Origin of the sequence: Kordiimonas sp. UBA4487, from assembly GCF_002389025.1 — a bacterium.
Taxonomy (GTDB): Bacteria; Pseudomonadota; Alphaproteobacteria; order Sphingomonadales; family Kordiimonadaceae; genus Kordiimonas; species Kordiimonas lacus.
Genome location: NZ_DGNR01000002.1, coordinates 48276 through 67778, shown reverse-complemented (window position 1 = coordinate 67778; position 19503 = coordinate 48276). Strand labels below are relative to the sequence as shown.

Annotated in this window: 15 protein-coding genes; 12 read left to right on the top strand and 3 right to left on the bottom strand. The window is 55.9% G+C overall.

Annotation, left to right across the window (positions count from 1 at the left end):
* Positions 1–146 precede the first annotated feature (146 nt).
* From B3Z17_RS00280 to B3Z17_RS00265, 4 genes are all read left to right on the top strand, one after another.
* Positions 147–518 carry a BlaI/MecI/CopY family transcriptional regulator gene (locus tag B3Z17_RS00280; RefSeq protein ID WP_068304800.1) on the top strand — a complete coding sequence of 124 codons (372 nt, stop codon included), beginning with the start codon at positions 147–149 and terminating at the stop codon, positions 516–518.
* Positions 518–3877, top strand: coding sequence for a M56 family metallopeptidase (locus B3Z17_RS00275; protein ID WP_286828074.1), 3360 nt, complete (start codon positions 518–520; stop codon positions 3875–3877). Before B3Z17_RS00280 ends, B3Z17_RS00275 begins: the two co-directional genes overlap by 1 nt.
* Positions 3878–3956: 79 nt before the next feature.
* The gene (locus B3Z17_RS00270; protein ID WP_286828073.1) at positions 3957–5141 is read left to right on the top strand and encodes a dipeptidase; all 1185 of its coding nucleotides are present in this window, start codon (positions 3957–3959) and stop codon (positions 5139–5141) included.
* Between the two features lie 110 nt (positions 5142–5251).
* On the top strand, positions 5252–5428 hold the full coding sequence (locus tag B3Z17_RS00265; protein WP_156432052.1) for a hypothetical protein: 177 nt from the start codon (positions 5252–5254) through the stop codon (positions 5426–5428).
* A gap of 79 nt (positions 5429–5507) precedes the next feature.
* Here B3Z17_RS00265 and B3Z17_RS00260 read toward each other — a convergent pair whose 3' ends face one another.
* A complete protein-coding gene (locus tag B3Z17_RS00260; protein WP_068304792.1) occupies positions 5508–5954 on the bottom strand; it encodes a YaiI/YqxD family protein in 447 nt (148 codons plus the stop codon).
* A gap of 110 nt (positions 5955–6064) precedes the next feature.
* Between B3Z17_RS00260 and B3Z17_RS00255 the strand changes: the two genes are divergently transcribed.
* From B3Z17_RS00255 to B3Z17_RS00225, 7 genes are all read left to right on the top strand, one after another.
* Positions 6065–6658 carry a hypothetical protein gene (locus B3Z17_RS00255; RefSeq protein ID WP_286828072.1) on the top strand — a complete coding sequence of 198 codons (594 nt, stop codon included), beginning with the start codon at positions 6065–6067 and terminating at the stop codon, positions 6656–6658.
* A 248-nt stretch (positions 6659–6906) separates the two neighbouring features.
* Entirely contained in the window at positions 6907–10488 is a 3582-nt protein-coding gene (locus B3Z17_RS00250) for a hydantoinase B/oxoprolinase family protein (protein ID WP_286828071.1), read from the top strand.
* A 234-nt stretch (positions 10489–10722) separates the two neighbouring features.
* A complete protein-coding gene (locus B3Z17_RS00245; protein WP_286828070.1) occupies positions 10723–11154 on the top strand; it encodes an energy transducer TonB in 432 nt (143 codons plus the stop codon).
* A 46-nt stretch (positions 11155–11200) separates the two neighbouring features.
* The gene (locus B3Z17_RS00240) at positions 11201–12130 is read left to right on the top strand and encodes an energy transducer TonB (protein ID WP_286828069.1); all 930 of its coding nucleotides are present in this window, start codon (positions 11201–11203) and stop codon (positions 12128–12130) included.
* A gap of 98 nt (positions 12131–12228) precedes the next feature.
* Complete coding sequence (locus B3Z17_RS00235; protein ID WP_286828068.1) at positions 12229–13578, top strand: cytochrome P450; 1350 nt, start codon at positions 12229–12231, stop codon at positions 13576–13578.
* Entirely contained in the window at positions 13575–15200 is a 1626-nt protein-coding gene (locus B3Z17_RS00230) for a GMC family oxidoreductase (protein ID WP_286828067.1), read from the top strand. Before B3Z17_RS00235 ends, B3Z17_RS00230 begins: the two co-directional genes overlap by 4 nt.
* A 96-nt stretch (positions 15201–15296) precedes the next feature.
* A complete protein-coding gene (locus tag B3Z17_RS00225; RefSeq protein ID WP_074519497.1) occupies positions 15297–15737 on the top strand; it encodes a universal stress protein in 441 nt (146 codons plus the stop codon).
* Here B3Z17_RS00225 and B3Z17_RS00220 read toward each other — a convergent pair.
* Positions 15634–17328, bottom strand: coding sequence for a response regulator (locus B3Z17_RS00220; protein WP_286828066.1), 1695 nt, complete (start codon positions 17326–17328; stop codon positions 15634–15636). The two genes, B3Z17_RS00225 and B3Z17_RS00220, sit on opposite strands and share 104 nt — an antisense overlap.
* Positions 17329–17704: 376 nt before the next feature.
* On the opposite strand from B3Z17_RS00220, the gene B3Z17_RS00215 reads away from it, so the two are divergent.
* A complete protein-coding gene (locus B3Z17_RS00215; protein ID WP_286828065.1) occupies positions 17705–18106 on the top strand; it encodes a DUF423 domain-containing protein in 402 nt (133 codons plus the stop codon).
* Here B3Z17_RS00215 and B3Z17_RS00210 read toward each other — a convergent pair.
* On the bottom strand, positions 18099–19502 hold the full coding sequence (locus B3Z17_RS00210; protein ID WP_286828064.1) for a sensor histidine kinase: 1404 nt from the start codon (positions 19500–19502) through the stop codon (positions 18099–18101). The genes B3Z17_RS00215 and B3Z17_RS00210 overlap by 8 nt on opposite strands.
* Position 19503: the final 1 nt, after the last annotated feature.

Below are 19503 nucleotides of genomic sequence, written 5' to 3'. Positions count from 1 at the left end.
TTATGCCATCAATACAAAAAATCAAATCCGCCTTTTCGGGGGTGGGTACTTTTCCGCCTGCGTGAGGCTTTTCAGATTCTTTTGGTTGACGACTTACTACAGCTGTAGTAATCAAACTTCTACACATGTAGTAGAAGGTCCGAGACATGACAGCGAACATTAAACTATCAGATCAACAATATCAGCTCGTCCAAGCACTCTGGAAGCTGGGCGAAGGCTCAGCCAAGGACGTGCAGGCGAAGCTGGATAATCTGGGCCTCGCACATACAACAGTCGGGACAATCTTGTCCCGACTGGAGAAAAAAGGCGTTCTGGCTTCGGAAACTCGGGGCCGTGAACGTGTCTACAGACCGCTGATCAGCGAAGGCGATGTGAAGCGGTCCATGGTTTCATCGCTGGTATCCACCCTGTTCAAGGGCGACAGCAAGGCTCTCCTCGCGCATCTGGTCAATGAAGGGGAAATCGAAAAAACCGAACTGGACCAAATCAAGCAGTTGATCGATGGGGAGAACAGCTGATGTTTGATCTTTTCTTTGACATGCCGGCCCTGACGCTGGTGTTGAAATTCATGGTTGCCAGCAGCGTCCTTCTTGGCGCGGTCTGGCTGATGGAAAAAACACGACTGCTGAACACGCCTGATCTTGCAGATATGGCCTGGAAGCTGGCCATTGCAGGATCATTCGTCGCGCTTTTGCCCATCGGGGACTGGATATCCAAACCCATCACCATTCAGCATGAAAAGACATCCGCCCTGGTTGAAGAATTCAACGAAGGGCGACCGCTCGCTGGCATGGTACCCATGATTGATCCCTTGCCACAGGATATACAAGGCGAACGCACGGCACTTCCTGCCCGCAGGCTGCCCCCATCTCAACAGGAAATGCTTGATCCTATAGTTGAGCAGCCGCAGGAACAGCAATTGCCTGCGACCAACCAACCGTTGCAGACAAGCCAGCGCGCCCTGCCGCGTCAAACAACCCTTTGGGACTTCCTTGGCACCCTGCGCACCAAGGAGCTGGCGGCCCTGACATGGGCCATGCTGGCGGGCGTTGCCCTGCTGCTGCTCCTCGGCGGGTATGCATTCGCTATCAAAGGCCTTGGCAGCCGCCTGCGGGTCCCGCCAGAGCACGATTCCAATAAAGCACTGCGGGCAATCTGTACCGCAGCGGGCATCAAGCATGTGCCTTACCTTAGCCGGTCAAGCGACATCAAAAGTCCGGTATGCCTGCCGCGGCGTGAAATCTGTTTGCCTGACTGGGCCTTTGACGACCTGCCGGAAAGCGAACTCAACAGCCTGCTGGCTCATGAGGTTGCACACATGGTGCGCCGCGACCCGCTTATGCTGATGATCATGCAGGCCTTGTCACGACTGTTTTTCTTTCAACCGCTATTCCTTCTGGCGCGCAAGCGGTTGTCTGACATCGCGGAACTTTCCGCTGATGAATGGGCAGCAACCCATTTGGCTGACGCTAAATCCGTTGCAGCCGCCCTCTACACCTGCGCCACAAAAATACATCAAACACGACAAATACAGTGGGGACTTGCAATGGCTGGTGACAAATCAATGTTAAAATTCAGGGTCGAACGCCTTATTGGCGCTACCGGCCAACCTTTCAGAAAATCCGGCATGGCGGCCAAAGGTGCCGTAGCCACAGGCCTTCTGGCCATCACGCTGGGATTGCCCAGCATCCAGTTTGCGGGCGCGCTTTCTGCCGAGATGCCGACATCCCTTATGGCAAGCAGCACAGCCCACCCTGACACACCACCAAGCCCGGCGGAAATCGAGGCCGAGATGCGGCGCGCTATTGAAGAAGCAAGGGCCAAGGTGGCTGAGCGGGCTCGTGTGATGGCAAAAGAAGCCAAGGAAACGGACCACCCGGACGCGCCAACTGAGGAACAGATCGCCGAAGAAATGCGCGTTGCCATTGCCCAGGCAGAGGCTCAAGTCTCGGAAGAAGCACGCCTGATTGCAGAAAGTGCAGACTCGTTCGGCTTTGAGATGTCTTCCCATGACGATGATGGCCACGTGCGTCGCCACATCACAGACGTAGACGGCAATGGCATGATGACCTGGAACGACGGCAAGCGCGAGATCAAGGTCCGCTGGGATGGCGATTTCACCCTGACAGATAACGACGAGGCCGTCGCGTCCATGGCAGAAGGCGCTATGCTGGACCTGCGCTCCAAATCCGGCGGCAAGACATACCGGGCACGCATTGAAAACCCGGACGGCAAGCTGGAAACCACCTTCTGGAAAAACGGCAAGAAAACCGGCTTCGACAAGGAAGGCGAAAAATGGCTGGCTGAAACCCTGCTGCTACTTGTTCGGGAAGTGGGCCTGAATGCCGAAGCCCGGATTACCCGCATCATGAACACCAAAGGCACCAGCGGCGTCGTGAAAGAGATCGAGCAGATCGACAGCGACTATGTTGCCCGCGTGTATGCGTCCCATCTGGTGAATATGGCCGACCTTTCCAGACGCGAGCTTAAAGACCTGGCCGACCGCTTTGCCAAAATGGACGGCGACTATGACATGCGCCTGGCCCTGTCACTGTTGCTTGATGAACCAGAGTTGGACAGAAGCGTGATGCCTAAGATCATGAAGGCCGCTCGCGCGATCGACAGCGACTATGAGCTTCGTCTGCTACTGACGCCTTACATCGCACGGTTCGGCGCTGACAACAAGACAATGGAAGACCTGATCGACGTCGCTCGTTCGATTGAAAGCGACTATGAAATGCGCCTCCTGCTGTCTTCGGCAGTCAGCGGTCAGTCGCTGAGCGATAACAATCTGGAGCGCCTTGCCAATGTGGCTGCGAGCGAGATGGAAAGCGACTATGAACTCCGCCTGCTGCTGAGCTCTTTCGTTGAGCAACTGGGCCAGTCACGCAAGGCGACAACCGTTGTTATCAAGGCAATCGCCAAGATCAGCAGCGACTATGAGAAACGCCTGGCGCTTGGCTCCGTTGTTTCCCACGGCGCGTTTGACAACCAGAACTGGCTGGCCGCAATTGAAACCGCTACCACAATCGATAGCGATTACGACAAGCGTCTGGTGCTAAGCGAAATCAAACCGCTGCTCCCTGAAGATAAGAAGATACAGGAAGCCTTCAGCAAAGCTGTCGCGGGCATCGATTCCGACTATGAGCGCAAGCTTCTGTCGACTGACGATACAAAGGTGGTGGCCGAAATCCGCGTGCGCGACCTGCCGTCAGGGAGCGAGACCAAGGTCTCGCCAACTGGCCGCAGCACTTGGGGCGTCAAGATAGCGACAAAGGTCACAGATTCCGACGACGCCCCTGCCGCATCCCAAAAGACAAAGGTCAGGGAAGTCACACCGAAGGCTGCGCTTGCCTTGGGCGCCACAGAGAAGATCAGATACAGTGACCACCTGTCGCGCTATGAAGACAGCATTAACCTGATCGAAGGCAAGAATTGCAAACGCAACTGCATCATCCGCCACCCTGCCTTTAGTGGCCTCAAGGAATATGATCTGCTGGCCATGATGCAGCACATGATTGATGGTGGCCTGAAAGCCCGCGGTGTTGAAGCTCCAGACTTCCGGGTAACCATAACGTCCATACAGCTTGATCATTCTATCTCTGCCCTGAACAGCCGTATCTCGTCAGCCGGACGCAAAGGTGCTCTTGGAGCTCCTAAGGGGGTCATGACAGCAATTGTTGAGTTTCAGGACCCTAACAGCGACCAATACCGTGCGATTAAGGTAGACACCATCAATAGCGGCTCTGACTATCGCGCTTATGGCCTAAACACTGACCAGTATTGGACCAGTGGCCTCAGCAAGCTTGCGGCCTACATGGCAGATGCTATTGCTGATCAATTGGCGGTACAGGCCGAATCGCAAGCTAGCATCTAGCCAGAAAAGTCCAGCACGGGCTATCAGGGCTCGCCAAACAGGTTTCCTCCCCTATATTTCATTTAGGGGAGGATTTTTTATGGCTCGTGTTCTCAAAATCACTGCCACCATCGCGCTATTGGTGCTTCTGGTTGGCTATGTCGGCTTGCGCCTGATCGCAGCACCCATGGCCGACCGCACCATGAACAAACAGGTCGCACACCGGCCCTATAGCTTGAATGCTGACGCCGCGGTCCTCCACCAGTCGCTTCTGGTAATGGACTGGCACGCGGATACGCTTCTATGGGAACGCGATCTGCTGGCCCACAATGATCAGGGTCATGTAGACCTGCGGCGCCTGCAGGCAGGCAATGTTGGCCTGCAGATGTTCACCACAGTCACAAAAACGCCGCGCGGCCAGAACCTGAGCACAAACGACGCTTCAAGCGACAACATCACCCTGCTTGCCATTGGCCAGGGTTGGCCGATCAGGACATGGGGCAGCCTGCTGGAGCGAGCGCTTTATCAGGCTGAAAAGCTTGATGGCGCCATCGAGCGTTCCCGCGGCGGCATGATGTGGGTGCGAACGCAAGCCGAGCTTCAGCAATATCTTGACGCCCGCGCTACACAATCGTCCGGCACGCCGCTTGGTGCCCTGTTGGGCACCGAAGGGGCCCATCCGCTGGAAGGGGACATTGCAAACATCGACCGGATGTACGATGCCGGCTTCCGCATGGTGGGCTTGGTGCACTTTTTCGACAACCAACTCGGCGGTTCCCTGCATGGCACGGGGAAAGGCGGCCTTACAGACTTTGGCAAGCAGGTGGTTGAACGCCTGGAAGAACGCGAAATTATCATTGACCTAGCCCATTCATCTGAGCAGGTCGCCTGGGATACGCTCAAGATTGCGACGCGCCCAGTGGTGGTTTCCCACACCGGCTTTCGCGGACACTGCAGTACCCCCCGCAATTTCCCGGACAACCTGATGCAGGCAATTGCCGGCAAAGGCGGCCTGATTGCTGTCGGCTTCTGGGACAAGGCGGCCTGCGGTGACACACCTGATGATATTGCTGCAAGCATCGCCTACGGCATTGACCTTATCGGCGCCGATCATGTGGTGCTGGGGTCCGATTGGGACGGCACGGTCAAGGCCATCACTGCCGCCGATACCGGGGCCATCACACAGGCCCTGATGAAACGTGGTGTTTCAGAAGATGTGATCCGCATGGTGATGGGCCAAAACAGTATTCGATTCCTGTCCGATTGGTTACCAAAAGGTCAATAAAATCAGCAATCTGGATAAAATTTTATCCATCTCTTCACAAAGGAAACGCCATCTGGCAATAAGGCCCCTGTAACCACAAAAAATCATCGGATTCGGTTCAGGAGTACTTTATGATCAGCAGCATTTCATCTGGCCCTGCCCTGCAGCTAAATACAGCGGGCATCGCACCACAAAAGAATGGTGGCGGCGCCAAGCTGGATCTCAATGACGTACCTCAGAGCAAGGTAAAACTTGAAGCGCCGCACACCATCAATGGTAAAGGCCTCAAGATCGACATCAAAGTCTAAGGGGTTAGGCATATGTCGGGGAAACGGCGCGGCTCATGGCCTGCGCCGTTTTCTTTTGCCATTCAAACTCTGCGGGTGCTCAGCTGCGTTTGCCTTTTTGTACCGCCAGTTCCAGCGCAGACAGGAAGCGGGAACGATCCTTTTGGGAAAAGCTTGCATTGAAGCCCCGATCCTCACCCATGTCCCGCAGCTGGGATTTGAGCTCGCGCATGGCCAGCGCCATGCCGATGTTATCTGTTGTAAACGGCTTGCCGTTATGGCCCAGAACCACTGCACCGGCTTCAATCAGCCGGGCGGCCAACTGGATATCGCCTGTGATGCAGATATCACCCGCTGCCGCATGCTCCACGATCCAGTCATCCGCGGCATCAAAAGCATCCCCCACGACCACTTTCTTGACATTGTCCCCCACAGGAAGACGCAGCCAGGCATTGGAGACCAGATGAACCCTCATGTCATGCCGGTAGGAAACCTTGAGCACCTCTTCCTTCACGGGACAGGCATCCGCATCCACAAATATTTCCATGCACTCTTACTCTCTGCATTGGGTAAAGCCACCGGTGCGAATTAGCATGTTTCGCCCCAGCAAAACAATGCTATGACACTATGAACAATAAGATATGGAAAGGTTTCTCCATGAAAAAGCTGATCACCACTGCCTTCGCCGCATGCATGGCGCTGACCTTATCCGCCGCTGCACAAGAGGAAAATTCCCAGCCTTCCCAGCAGGACCAAACGGTTAGATCCATACAATATTTGCTGAAGCGCGCAGAATTGGTGCGCATGCTGTCCGCGCAGCACCTGATCTATATCGACGACAACCGCGACAAAGACGAGTTGCATCTGATGGACGACGCCGCACAGGTTATGGCCTTCAGTCTGGTTTGCCAGGATCCGTCATTTGACCCGGCAACATTGAACAAGATTGCCGCAGAAAGCACGCTGCAAATTGCCCTGAAGGTTGAAGGGTCTCCGATTGAAGAGGCCATCACGGACGCGATGGGCGAGTTGCAGGGGAAAGACCGCATCACACTGATTGCCGATGTGTCATCAAATGTCTTGATGTTCAAGATCGGCCGTCGGCGCGGCTTGTTTGATGCACTGTTGACCGATTTTGGCACAGCCCGCTTCTGCAAAGGCATGGGCAGCAACATGCGTGCCCGTTATCAAGGACTGGCCACACACTTCAAAGAAATGCAGCCGGAAAAAAGTAGCAACGAACGCAATTGACAATCATTGGTTTTAATTTTACCCTTATTAGGTGAAGGAGTGGAGATGCAGTCCTGACGGTTGCAGCCTTCTGGGTTCCCGACACCCAGGCCCCGACCTTCCCTGGCACCATTTCAGCTCGAGGGGCCGCCCCGGCACCACTCTCTCCCAGAGTGGTGCCATTTTTATTTATATAGCTGCCAACATCGCTCTCGCATTGAACTGGTCTTTCAAGACCAGTATGCATAGGCAAAGCGAGGGACTGATGTATGAACAAATTTGAATTCTGGATTGACCGGGGTGGGACCTTTACAGACGTGGTGGCAAGCCACCCGGACGGCAGCCTTTCAAGTCATAAGTACCTGTCCGAAAACCCCGGTCAGTATGACGATGCCGCTGTCCATGCCATGCGCGATATCATGGGCGTGGACACAGATGCACCCTTCCCTGCCTCTGACGTTCGCGCCATCAAGATGGGTACAACGGTTGCGACCAACGCACTCCTTGAGCGTGACGGCGAGCCCACCCTGCTTCTGATCACAAAGGGGTTCAGGGATGCGCTTCTGATCGGCCAACAACACCGGGCGGACCTCTTCGCCCTAAAGCCCGAGCGCCCGGCCCCCCTTTACACAGATGTGGTGGAAGCCGATGAGCGCATGGCCGTCGACGGAAGCGTCATTACACCGTTTGACGAGACATCCTGCAAAGCAGCGCTCCAGAAGGCATATGATAAGGGGCTGCGCAGTGTGGCCATTGCCTTCATTCACGCCTACCGCTTCCCGGCCCACGAAATTGCAGCCAGCAAGATCGCGGAAGACATCGGCTTCACCCAGATATCGCTGAGCCACAAGGTCAGCCCACTGATGAAACTGGTATCGCGCGGCGACACCACGGTGGCGGATGCCTACCTGTCCCCCATTCTGAAGCGCTATGTGAATCAGGTTGATCAAGCCACAACCGGTTGCCCGCTTTATTTCATGCAGTCGAACGGCGGCCTCGCAGCAGCACACGCCTTTGAGGGCAAGGATGCAGTGCTTTCAGGCCCCGCAGGCGGCATTGTGGGCGCGGCCAAAACAGCCGAACGAGCAGGCTTCTCCAAACTGATCGGGTTCGACATGGGCGGCACCTCCACGGACGTCAGCCACTATGACGGCGCCTATGAACGCGTGTTCGATACGGTGGTGGCTGGCGTACGCATGACCGTACCGATGATGGATATCCACACCGTCGCAGCCGGTGGCGGCTCTATCTGCAGGTTTGAAGACGGACGCTTCCTTGTGGGCCCGGCTTCGGCGGGTGCCTTCCCGGGCCCCGCTGCCTATGGCCGAGGCGGCCCTATCACCATGACCGACTGTAACGTCATGCTGGGCAAGCTGTCGCCAGACCTGTTCCCAACCGTGTTCGGCGAAGACGGCAAATCACCCCTGGATAGAGCCGCGACTGAGGCAGGTTTCAAGTCCATCAAAAAGCAGATCAAGGCCGAAACAGGCGATAGCTTCAGCGTGCAAGAGATCGCAGAAGGTTTTCTGGCCGTCGGCGTGGAACATATGGCGCGCGCCATCAAACGCGTCTCAGTCGAACGCGGCCACGACATCAAGAAATACAGCCTGCTAACATTTGGCGGTGCTGGTGGTCAGCACGCCTGCCTTGTGGCAGATGCGCTGGGGATCGACCATGTGATCGTGCCACCCTTCTCAGGCGTTCTCTCAGCCCTTGGGATGGGACTTGCTGACCAAAGGGTGATCACCGACCAGGCACTTGAAAGCCCGCTTGAGGACCTGGACACCATAAACGCAGCGGCAGACCAGGTTCGCGCCTCGGCGCAAACGCGCCTGGCAGAACAGGGCATCAAGGAAAACGACCAGCAGGTAGCAGTCCGCGTCCGTTTGAAATACCAGGGCACCGACACCGCACTATCGGTTCCGCTGTCAGGCCGCGACGAAACCAAAGCCGCCTTTGAAGTGGCGCACAAAACCCAGTTCGGCTTCACGGAACCCGACCAAGCCATCTTTGTAGAAGCTGTTGAAGCGGAGGCCGTGGGCGGCGGGGCGGCAACCGCCTTGAACCTCACAGCAAACAGTGACAACACCAAGCCGGAAGGCAGCTACCGCTTCTTCAGTGAAGGCGAGATGCGTGACGCCGCCGTCTATCACCGCGAGCGCCTGAAGCCTGACCATGAAATCATGGGGCCGGCCGTTATTCTGGAAAACGGCGGCACCACGGTTCTTGAGCCAGGCTGGGCCGCAAGCCTCAAGGCTGATGACACCCTGCTGCTGCACCGTGCGGCAGAGCGCTCAAGGCGCGACATCGATACATCGAAGCCCGACCCGATCATGTTGGAGATTTTCAATAATCTCTTTATGTCGGTGGCCGAAGAAATGGGCGGTGTGCTGGCGAAAACAGCCCATTCGGTGAATGTGAAGGAACGGCTGGATTTCTCCTGCGCTGTCTTTGACAAGGCAGGCAACCTGATCGCCAACGCCCCCCACATGCCGGTGCATCTGGGCAGCATGGGCGAAAGCGTCACCAGCATCATTGAGGCGCGCAAGGGCACCATAAAGCCTGGCGATGTGTTCATGCTGAATGACCCCTTCGCCGGCGGTACGCATTTGCCGGACATCACGGTTATCACCCCGGTATTCTTTGAAGGTGACGCAGAGCCACATTTCTATGTTGCGTCGCGCGGCCACCACGCAGATATCGGTGGCATTTCGCCGGGATCCATGCCGCCAAATTCGAAAACGATTGACCAGGAAGGCATCCGTTTCAGCAATTTCAAGCTGGTATCAGAAGGCAGCTTCAACACGACGGATCTGAGAGACAGGCTCAGTGAAGGCCCATACCCGTCGCGCAATCTGGATCAGAATGTCGCGGACCTGAAAGCGCAGGTGGCCGCGAACGAACGCGGAGTGGCCCTGGTGCGCAAACTGGCCATCGATTTCGGACGAGATGTGGTGGACGCCTATATGGGCCACGTCCAGGATAACGCCGAGGAAGCCGTTCGCCGGGTGATTGACCGGCTGAAAGACGGCAGCTTCACCTACCCGATGGATTGCGGGGCACAGGTGTGTGTGCGCCTGTCCACTAACCGCAATGCCCGCACGGTAACGGTTGATTTCACGGGCACAAGCCCTGTTCAGGACAACAATTTCAATGCGCCTCTGGCTGTAACCAAAGCGGCGGTCCTCTATGTGTTCCGCACGCTGACAGGCGAAGACATTCCGCTGAATGCCGGTTGCCTGAAGCCAATCAACATGATTGTCCCTGAAGGTTCTATGCTGAACCCCACGCCGCCCGCGGCTGTGGTGGCCGGCAATGTGGAAACCAGCCAGGTGGTTACCAATGCCCTGTTTTTAGCGGCAGGCACCATGGCGGCGGCCCAGGGCACCATGAACAACCTGACCTTTGGCAACAGCCGGCATCAATATTATGAAACCATCGCAGGTGGTACGGGCGCCGGACCCACCTTTGACGGCACGGATGCGATCCAGTCACACATGACCAACAGCCGCCTGACCGACCCGGAAGTGATGGAGTGGCGCTATCCCGTGCGGGTCGAAACCTTTGGCATCCGGGGCGGCAGTGGCGGCGCTGGCGCTCACACGGGCGGCAATGGTGCCGTCCGGACCATCCGGTTTCTTGAAGACATGGAAGTGTCGATCCTGTCCGGCCACCGGTCAGACGGACCGCCCGGATTGAACGGCGGCGCACCAGGCAAGCCCGGGGCAACATTTGTCACCCGTAAGGATGGCAGCGAACAGACGTTGGCGGCGTCAGATGCGGCGGAGGTTAGCCCCGGCGACTGCGTCACAGTTGAAACACCGGGTGGTGGCGGATACGGCGCACCATAGGCACAAAAGCCCCCGCCTTGCACCATCCGGCAATACGTCCTATGCTGGCATCCATAAACCAAAGTGCCGGCTTGGGGCACATATGGTCACGCTCAGGGGGCGTGACAGACAGCAGGAGCAATAAACACAGCAGACGCCGCATCAAAGCGGCGCTTCAGTCTTTTTGGGGAAAGAGACTTGTCACGATAGTGGAGCATGAATTCGGAATCTACTTGGGAGATGAAGGGGAAAACCATGCGAACCACGAAACAAGCCGCCTTGGGGCTTATGTTGGCGGTAATTATGGGCGCACCAACACCCGCTGCATTCGCAGATGGGGATGAACATGACGGGCAGTGGCTGACTTCCAGATGCAAGGGCGCACGCCTTGCCTTTGCAGTGAAGCAAAAGCAGCTGGAAGGCTTCGTCAAAGTCAAATACGACATTCAACCAAATGGCCGGGTCACGAATATCCGGGTGGTCGAAAGCGACCCGCCTGGCGTGATGGACCGGTCTGTTACCAACGCGGTAAGGGGATGGCGCTACTTCGCCTATTTCAAGGACGGCGTTGAAGCCGGCCGTAAGGATGTAGAGCTGACCTTCACATTTGGCGGCAGCCCCGCCGATAAGGAAGCGACCTGCACCCACGTACCTTGGCCCGAGCAGACGACAGCAGAAGCGAAATAAGCCACCTAACCAGACGCGCCAGCAGCCCACCTTTTTGGTGGGCTGCTTGCATTCTGGCCCTGAAAAACACAATGTTGACAGCATGGCATCAATGTATACGTTATATTGTATCAGTATAAATATGGGGTATTCGGGGATGTTGAAGTCAGTATTTTCACGCGCACTTATTTCTATTGTAGCCATGTCTGTGTCGGCCTCCGCAATGGCCGACGAACCACAAAGGCCTTTGGACCCGATGTGGCAAAATTCTGCTTGCGTTAACCCGATGATGCCAAGGCTGGTGATCAAGAAACGTCTGACGGGCCATACCTCTGCTCTGTTTGACATCACAGACGACGGCAAAGTGAAAAACATCAGGATCACGGACAGCGAGCCAAAAGGCGCGATGGACGGCGCGGTGAAGCGGGCACTGAAGCGTTGGTCCTACTTCCTGTATTTTGAGGATGGCTATGCAGCACCCCGTAAGGATGTACCCATCACCTTCACTTTTGGCGAAGGCGGGGACGCAACCTGCACCCATATACCGCTGCCTGAACTGCCGTCCACCGCCGGCGATCCGGTCGATCCGTATGTCCAACTGAAACAATGCACCATGCTGGTGATGCAGCAGAAAGAGGCGCGCAAGGAAATTTCTGGTTCGGTTACCTTGCGCTACGACATCAGCAAGGATGGCAAAGTGGAAAACATCCAGGTGGTCAAGTCCACACCCGAAGGGGTGTTTGATGATAATGCCCAGAGAGCCCTTGCGCGCTGGAAATACCACGAATTCAAAATCGCGGGCGAGCCCATCGAAAGACCCGATATGCAGGTTGACTTCTTCTTTGGCGCCCTGCCCGACGGTGCTTCTGACAATCGCTGTGGATATGCCCCCTGGGATGCAACAAATGTTATAACCGCAATGGAATTCGAAGAAGAACGGCAGCAAAAACCAGGCGTGAAGGTAGGTCGCCCCAGCCCCTCTCACGGCAAGAATTGACAGCCGCATATAGTGCCCTATAGTCATTTTCTAGACTGTTGAGTTCCGTTTATATGGTTTAAACTGGCACACAACACCCTGGGGAGGGACAAAGGCATATGACTGCAGCTGCGACAGAGCGGCCAGCGGCGCGTCTGGAAGATATTCCAGGCGAACGCGGCCTACCGATAATTGGCCACACATTCGATATTATTCGTGATCCGGTTGCCTTCGGCGCCCGCATGCGCAGGGAATACGGGCCAGTTTACCGGACCAACAGTTTTTTCCGCGACAGCGTGACCTTGATTGGTCCTGAGGCAAACGAATTTGTCCTAATGGACAAAGGCAAGAATTTCTCCAGCGAAAAAGGCTGGTGGCCGTATATTGGCAAGCTGTTCCCGCGTGGCCTGATGCTGCTCGATTTCGCCGAACATCGTGCCCACCGCCACATCATGGCAGCAGCATTTAAAACTGAACCCATGAAGGGCTATCTGGAACGTCTGAATGACGCCATGCCACAACGGATCAAGGCCTGGGGCGAGGAAGGCCATTTTGAGTTTTACCCGGCCATCAAGAAACTGTCGCTCGATATGGCGACTACCGTGTTCCTGGGCCTGGAGCCTGGAGAAGACAGTAACCGTGTAAACAAGGCACTGACCGATATGGTCGCGGCCAGCATGGGGGTGGTGCGCGTTCCCATCCCCGGCACTAAAATGGCGCGCGGCATCCAGGGTCGCCGGTTCATGATCGACTTCCTAGGGTCCCTCATCCCGGAACGCCGGGGGAGTGATCAGACCGACATCTTCACTCAGCTCTGCAAAGCCCGGGATGATGATGGCAATACCTTCACCGATCAGGAAATTATCGATCATATGATCTTCCTGTGGATGGCAGCCCACGACACCATTACCAGTTCTGTGACCACACTGGTTTATGAGCTGGGGCGCCACACGGAGTGGCAGGACAAGCTGCGGGCGGAGATCCTGGCTCTTGGGCTGAATGATGGCCGCCTGCCCTATGAGAAAATGAATGATCTGACGCTGACGGAATATGCCTTCAAGGAAGCCCTGCGCCTGAACCCACCCGTGCCCGCCATGCCACGCGAGACAGTGCGCGAGGTTGAATTTAACGGCCACGTTATTCCCAAGGGCACTATTGTAGGCCTCAGCACCGTGACCACGCACCGCGACCCGGAAACCTGGCCGAACCCAGGAAAGTTCGACCCCATGCGGTTTTCAGCTGAAGGCGGCGTCAAGGAGCGGCACCGCTATGCCTGGGTGCCATTCGGCGGCGGCGCGCATATGTGCCTGGGATTGCATTTTGCCTATATGCAGGCAAAAGTAATCATGACGCATCTGCTGCCGAACTATGAGCTTATCCTGCCGGAAGGCTACAAAACCCGGTTCCAGATCATGCCACTGATCAAGCCGGTAGACGGCCTGCCAATTACACTGAAAGCGATACAATGAGCCAAAAGACATTTGATTATATTGTTGTTGGGGCGGGTTCCGCCGGGTGCGTAATGGCTGCACGCCTGAGTGAAAACAGCGCTGTGAAAGTGTTGTTGATTGAAGCCGGCAAAAAAGACAGTTCGATGGCCATTCACATGCCAGGCATGATTGCCAAGGTCGTGGCGCCGAATAAGCACAATTGGAATTACTGGACAGAAGCCCAGCCGCACCTGAATGGCCGGCGCCTCTTTTGGCCTCGCGGCAAAGTGCTTGGTGGCTCGTCATCCATCAATGGCCTTTTGTATGTACGCGGACACGCCCGCGACTATGACGAATGGGCGCAGATCGGCTGCAAGGGCTGGGCGTGGGATGATGTATTGCCCTACTTCAAGAAAGCTGAAGGCAGCGACCGCGGAGATGACGACCTGCATTCTTCAGAGGGTCCGCTGCTGACCACCCAGCATACATCGGATAGTCCGCTCAACGTCGGTTTCCTGAATGCAGCCAGTGAAATGGGCCTGCCCTTTACCGATGATTTCAATGGCCCAAACCAGGAAGGTGTGGGCTGGTACGACCAGACAATCCGCGACGGCCGTCGCCAGAGTGCTGCCAAAGCTTATCTGAGCACCGCGAAAGACCGCCCTAACCTGACGATCCTCACCGAAGCCCAGGTGCGCCACGTGATGCTGAAGGGCAAGAAGGCTGTGGGCATTGAAGTCAGCCGCAAGGGCAAAGTGGAACAGTGGCTCGCCGGACGCGAAGTCATTCTTTGTGGCGGCGCTATCAACAGCCCGCAGCTGCTGCAGCTTTCCGGCATCGGCGACCCTGAAGACATCCAGGCGGTCGGTTTGCCCGTCATGCATGAACTGAAGGGCGTTGGCAAGAATATGCAGGACCATCTGGACCTCACTGTATATGCCCACCTCAAGGCCCCGATCTCTTACCTTCGCTACAAAGCGCCTCACCGGGGCATTGCAGAGATGCTGAAATGGTTCTTGGGCAAACCGGGTGTGCTATCTGACTGCGTCACGCCTGTTGGTGCTTTCCTCAAGACAGATCCAGCGCTTGAGCGGCCGGACATCCAGTTCCACATCATGCTGGCCATGGCAGACGAACCGCATGGCTTTGCAGACCCACACGAGCACGGCTTCGGCATCCATATTTGCCAGTTGCGCCCCCACAGCCGCGGCACCATATCGCTTGCATCCAGCAACCCGCTCGAGCCTGCAAAAATTGACCCCAACTATCTGGCTGAAGCCGAGGACCTGCGGGTGATGCGGGAAGGTATCAAGGTCGTGCGCCGCCTGATGCGCCAGCCTGCTCTCGCCGACATGATCGACCGCGAGAAAAGCCCGTGGGACGGGATTGACCTGGATGACGATGCAGCTACGGATGGCGTCATTCGCGGCAAGGCAGAGACAATCTATCACCCTGTTGGCACCTGCGCCATGGGCCCAGCCGACAACGTCATGAGCGTGGTTGACCCGGAGTTGAAGGTGATAGGCCTTGAAGGCCTGCGTGTTGTGGACGCATCCGTGATGCCGCGCCTGATTGGCGGCAACACCAATGCACCCACCATCATGATCGCAGAAAAATGCGCTGACATGATCAAAAGCAATCACGCGATGGAACCGGCTTAAATCACCGACTTCATTTGATATCCGTCAAGGCTCCTGTCAAAATAGGGCCTATAGTTGTTTCGAGTTCGGAAAAATCATTTCGAAAAGGGAACGAAAATGAAGAAACACAAGCTTTACCTGGTAGCGGTTGACGGCAGCGAGTGGGGCAACAGAGCGGCCGACCACGCAATACAGACGGCCAAGCTGACCGGCGCCAAGGTCCAGTTGGTTACCGTGGTCCCCTGGTCAGGCTATCAGCCGCTGACAGTGGAGGAGATCGTCAATCGTCCGATTGAGAAAGAACATGAAGAGCAGCGGGCGCGTGAGGAAATTCTCGACCCCGTCCTGGCCAGGCACAAGGATTCTGGCGTGGAAATCAGCAGTGAACTCCACTGGGGCCACCCTGTGGAAGTCATCCGCAAACAGGCCAAGGAAGAAAAGGCCGGCCAGGTATTTATTGGTCGGCGCGGTCGGTCCCGCGTGGCCGATTTAATCCTGGGAAGCGTAGCCAACTCATTGGCCCATTCGCTGGGCGTGCCAATTGTTTTGGTGCCCTAAATTCTGCCCATGACCGGTTGGCTTTGCGCGAAGCGATTGCACGGGCGATCGCTTCCTCAAGCTTACCTGGTTCAACCGGCTTGCTTTGATAGCCGTCCATTCCAGCATTCAGGAACACCTCACGGTCCCCTTTCAGCGCGTGTGCTGTAAGCGCCAGTATTGGTGTCTTTCCGACAGGGCCAAGCAGCGACCTTATCAGGGATGTTGCCTCCAGCCCATCCATCACCGGCATGGCAATATCCATCAGGATAATATCGAATGGCGCTTTGACCTGCACAGCATTTACCGCCTCCTGCCCGTTGGAAACGACAGTCACATCGTGACCATCGTGTTCAAGCAGGGTCCGGAACAACTCCTGATTAACCGGATTGTCTTCAGCCAGAAGAATACGCCACTTCCGATATCCATGCCTGACGCCAACCTTGGCACCCTGGCCTCTCACAGCAACCGCATCCAAAGCCTCATGGACCGGAACAACCAGCGAGAATGTTGTGCCTTTTTCCAAGGCACTTTCGACCTTCACACTACCACCCAGCAATTCAAGAAGTTCCCGACACAGGAACAATCCAAGGCCTGTACGATTATAGAAACGACCATTATCTACAGTAGGCTTGCTGGGCTCAAACAACGTGCCGATCCGGTTATCCGGAATGCCGACACCGGTGTCTGATACTTGCAGCAACAATTCTGGCTGTTGCTCGCCTTGCCGGAACGCCACTTTCAGGCTGACGCCCCCTTTATGGGTGAACTTGAAGGCGTTATTGAGAAGCACAGCCAAAACCTGCTGCAGCTTTTGGTGGTCCACCATGACATGCTTGGGTACATCTGAAGCAACCTCGAGTATGGCCTGAAGCCCTTTCTGCGACCCTGTGGTCTCGAACATGCCCATCACATCCTGCAGCAGCAGCGGCAGGTCCGTGACCTCTTCCTCTAGCTGCACGCGACCGGCCTCCAGGTAGGACAAGTCGGTCAACTCGTTTACGAACGTCTGTAGCGACTGACCTGCACGAACCAGAAGATCGATATATTTCCGTTGTTCGGTTGTCAGCTTGGTGTCGCGCAAAAGCTCGGCAACCCCGAGCACGCCATTCACTGGCGTGCGTATCTGGTGTCCAACCATAGCAAGAAAGTTCAACCTTTCAGCTTCGGCCCTTTTCACCAGCTCTTCTTCTTCACTGGTCGCAGTGCCGCCTTGCGCGGCAAAGCCAGCACGCAGCGCAGGCAGATTTGTCTTGATCTGCAACAGGCAAAGCTGGTCCACAACTTCCTCGCGGACAGGCCTGAGAGAGTGAACATAATGCCGTGCTTCAAGGGGTTGAATTGTGATGTCTACTGGTTGAGAAGAAAGCGTCAAATCGCCGTCTGCCTGGGGAATGCTGGTGGCGATACCCATATTGATGGCATTGCGCACTTTTTCAATCAACGTAGGCGTGAAAATGGAAGGCAATAATTTATCGGCTTGCTGGTAGCAGGCAGTTTCACTGTCAATGCCCGTGGCTTGTACCATCCATCTGTTCCACAGCCGAATTTCAAGCTTCGGACCAATGACCACGAAACCAACATTCGCTACATTCACAATTTCCTGCAGCACGTATTTCTCCTCGACATCAACGGACGCCACACCAAGTCATGCGGCTTTCCACACTCTTTCCACCTCCCCATTTAAATTATTATATGCGGCCTTTGTTGCCACTTTCGGGCAACCATTGACCAGGTCGCCGCCGTTTCTTCTTTATTACTTCAGATTCCACTGAAGCTACTGTTCACCAATTTATTGGCCCAGCGTAATATTACATTTTACGCAATAGCCGACAGAAAGACAACCATTAGTATTTAAATTATTCTATTATAAATAGTATTAAAATTAAGTTTACTCCACCACTGGGCGCGCCCTTGCTCGTGCAGAAAATTAGTGCTTTAAATTCAGCCTGTTACCAAAAAACAGCGTAAAATCACTGGATTCAGGAATGATCAGCACTCGCAGAACTTTAGTTGCAGCCGGCCTCAATGGCGCCGTTGCCTCAGGCCTTGCTGCAGTGGGGGCGCATGCGCTGCCCGCCTCAACACCTGAGGCCGAAAAAGCCATGTTCGCAATGGCGACACAGTTTCATCTGTTTCATGCCCTCGCCCTTCTTGGGCTCGCGGCACTTTCCGCGTCTTCGGGAAATCTACCGCGCATTCATATTCCCGTCTGGCTGTTCCAAATCGGCATCCTGGCATTTTCAGGAAGCCTTTATGTACGCGTTTTATTGGGCCCCGGCAGCCTTGGCGTATTCCATTGGATCACGCCACTTGGCGGGCTTGCGCTGATTGCCGGCTGGCTTTCGCTTCTGGCCCTCAGGCCTAGCGACAAGACACAGGTTACTTAGCTGGAAGTTTCAGGATAACCGCCAGGCCGCCAAGCGATGCCTTTTCAAGGGCCGCGCTGCCGCCATAAAGCTCGACAATATCCCGTACAATGGCAAGACCAAGACCCGTTCCCGGCACGTGCTCATCCAGCCGCTGGCCGCGTTCGAACAACGCTTCCATTTCAGCTTCATCAACGCCGGGGCCATCGTCTTCGACACGAAACAGCATATAGGGCCGCCGTTGGTCTGTGGGTAATTTGTGGGCCGACACAGTGATGTGGCTGGTTGCCCACTTGCCAGCGTTATCGACAATATTGCCGACAACCTCGTCGAAATCCTCTTTCTCGCCGTCAAACTTGAGGTCCGCTTCGATGGCGACATCCACCTTCAGGCCTTTATCCTGGTTCAATCGTTCGATCGCACGCGCAATTTTTTCGGCCCGCTCCTGAACCGGCAGGCCCTGCCCGCTACCGCCGCCGGCAATACGCGCACGTTTCAAGTGGTGATCGATATGCTCACGGATGCTGCGTACCTGCACAGCGATGGCCTGTGCCTTGTCTGACGTGTCGTCATCAACTTCATTTTTGATTACACTAAGCGGGGTCTTCAGCGCATGAGCAAGGTTGCCCACATGTGTCCGCGCCCGCGACACCAGTTTCTCATTCTGGTCGATCAGCGCATTGACTTCCTGCGCCAGAGGCTTGAGGTCTTCCGGCCAGTCGCCCTCGATCCGAGAGGCCGCGCCACCGCGCACATCAACAAGCTTGCGCCTCAGGTTGCGAAGCGGCCTCAGGCCATAGGCGACCTGCAACACCAGCGCGAGAGAGACTGTCAGCATGATCAGCCCCAGCGCGCTCATCAGCAGCCAGTTGAAGCGTTGGATAGCCTCGCGCACCTCGGCAGTATCCGTTGCCACCTGATATCGGAAAATCCGGTCTGCTTCGGGCAGAATGATGTCGCGTTCCGCAATCCTCAGCGTCTGGCCGTCTGGTCCTTCGCCTTCATAACGCTTCAGGGAAAAGGTGCGCATATCCAGGTCGGGCTGCAGTTCATAATCCCACAGCGAGCGGGAACGGAACGGTGCCTCACCCGCTTCAGAAATCTGCCAGTACCAGCCTGAATAGGGTGCGGCAAATCGTTGGTCGAGAAGCGGCTGATTGAAACGCAACACACCTTCCGGCGAAATTTCGCTGATACCCACCATCGTATCGATCAGCAGTTCAAGCTTTTCGTCAACGTCAGACAGCACATAACTTCTGAAGGCATATGAAAGCAGCATGCCGCCAATCACGAGCGCTGCACCAGACCACAAGAGGGCCGACAGGAGAAGTCGCCCGGTGAGCGTACGCAGGAAATGGCGCACGCGCCCGTGGGCGGCACGTTCATCCTTTTCCTGAGCTGCGCCCGGTTCGTTCACA

Excerpts from the sequence above, each read along its gene's own strand:
- B3Z17_RS00280 (WP_068304800.1), top strand. The coding sequence starts at position 147 with ATGACAGCGAACATTAAACTATCAGATCAACAATATCAGCTCGTCCAA.
- B3Z17_RS00275 (WP_286828074.1), top strand. The coding sequence starts at position 518 with ATGTTTGATCTTTTCTTTGACATGCCGGCCCTGACGCTGGTGTTGAAA.
- B3Z17_RS00270 (WP_286828073.1), top strand. The coding sequence starts at position 3,957 with ATGGCTCGTGTTCTCAAAATCACTGCCACCATCGCGCTATTGGTGCTT.
- B3Z17_RS00265 (WP_156432052.1), top strand. The coding sequence starts at position 5,252 with ATGATCAGCAGCATTTCATCTGGCCCTGCCCTGCAGCTAAATACAGCG.
- B3Z17_RS00260 (WP_068304792.1), bottom strand. The coding sequence starts at position 5,954 with ATGGAAATATTTGTGGATGCGGATGCCTGTCCCGTGAAGGAAGAGGTG.
- B3Z17_RS00255 (WP_286828072.1), top strand. The coding sequence starts at position 6,065 with ATGAAAAAGCTGATCACCACTGCCTTCGCCGCATGCATGGCGCTGACC.
- B3Z17_RS00250 (WP_286828071.1), top strand. The coding sequence starts at position 6,907 with ATGAACAAATTTGAATTCTGGATTGACCGGGGTGGGACCTTTACAGAC.
- B3Z17_RS00245 (WP_286828070.1), top strand. The coding sequence starts at position 10,723 with ATGCGAACCACGAAACAAGCCGCCTTGGGGCTTATGTTGGCGGTAATT.
- B3Z17_RS00235 (WP_286828068.1), top strand. The coding sequence starts at position 12,229 with ATGACTGCAGCTGCGACAGAGCGGCCAGCGGCGCGTCTGGAAGATATT.
- B3Z17_RS00230 (WP_286828067.1), top strand. The coding sequence starts at position 13,575 with ATGAGCCAAAAGACATTTGATTATATTGTTGTTGGGGCGGGTTCCGCC.
- B3Z17_RS00225 (WP_074519497.1), top strand. The coding sequence starts at position 15,297 with ATGAAGAAACACAAGCTTTACCTGGTAGCGGTTGACGGCAGCGAGTGG.
- B3Z17_RS00215 (WP_286828065.1), top strand. The coding sequence starts at position 17,705 with ATGATCAGCACTCGCAGAACTTTAGTTGCAGCCGGCCTCAATGGCGCC.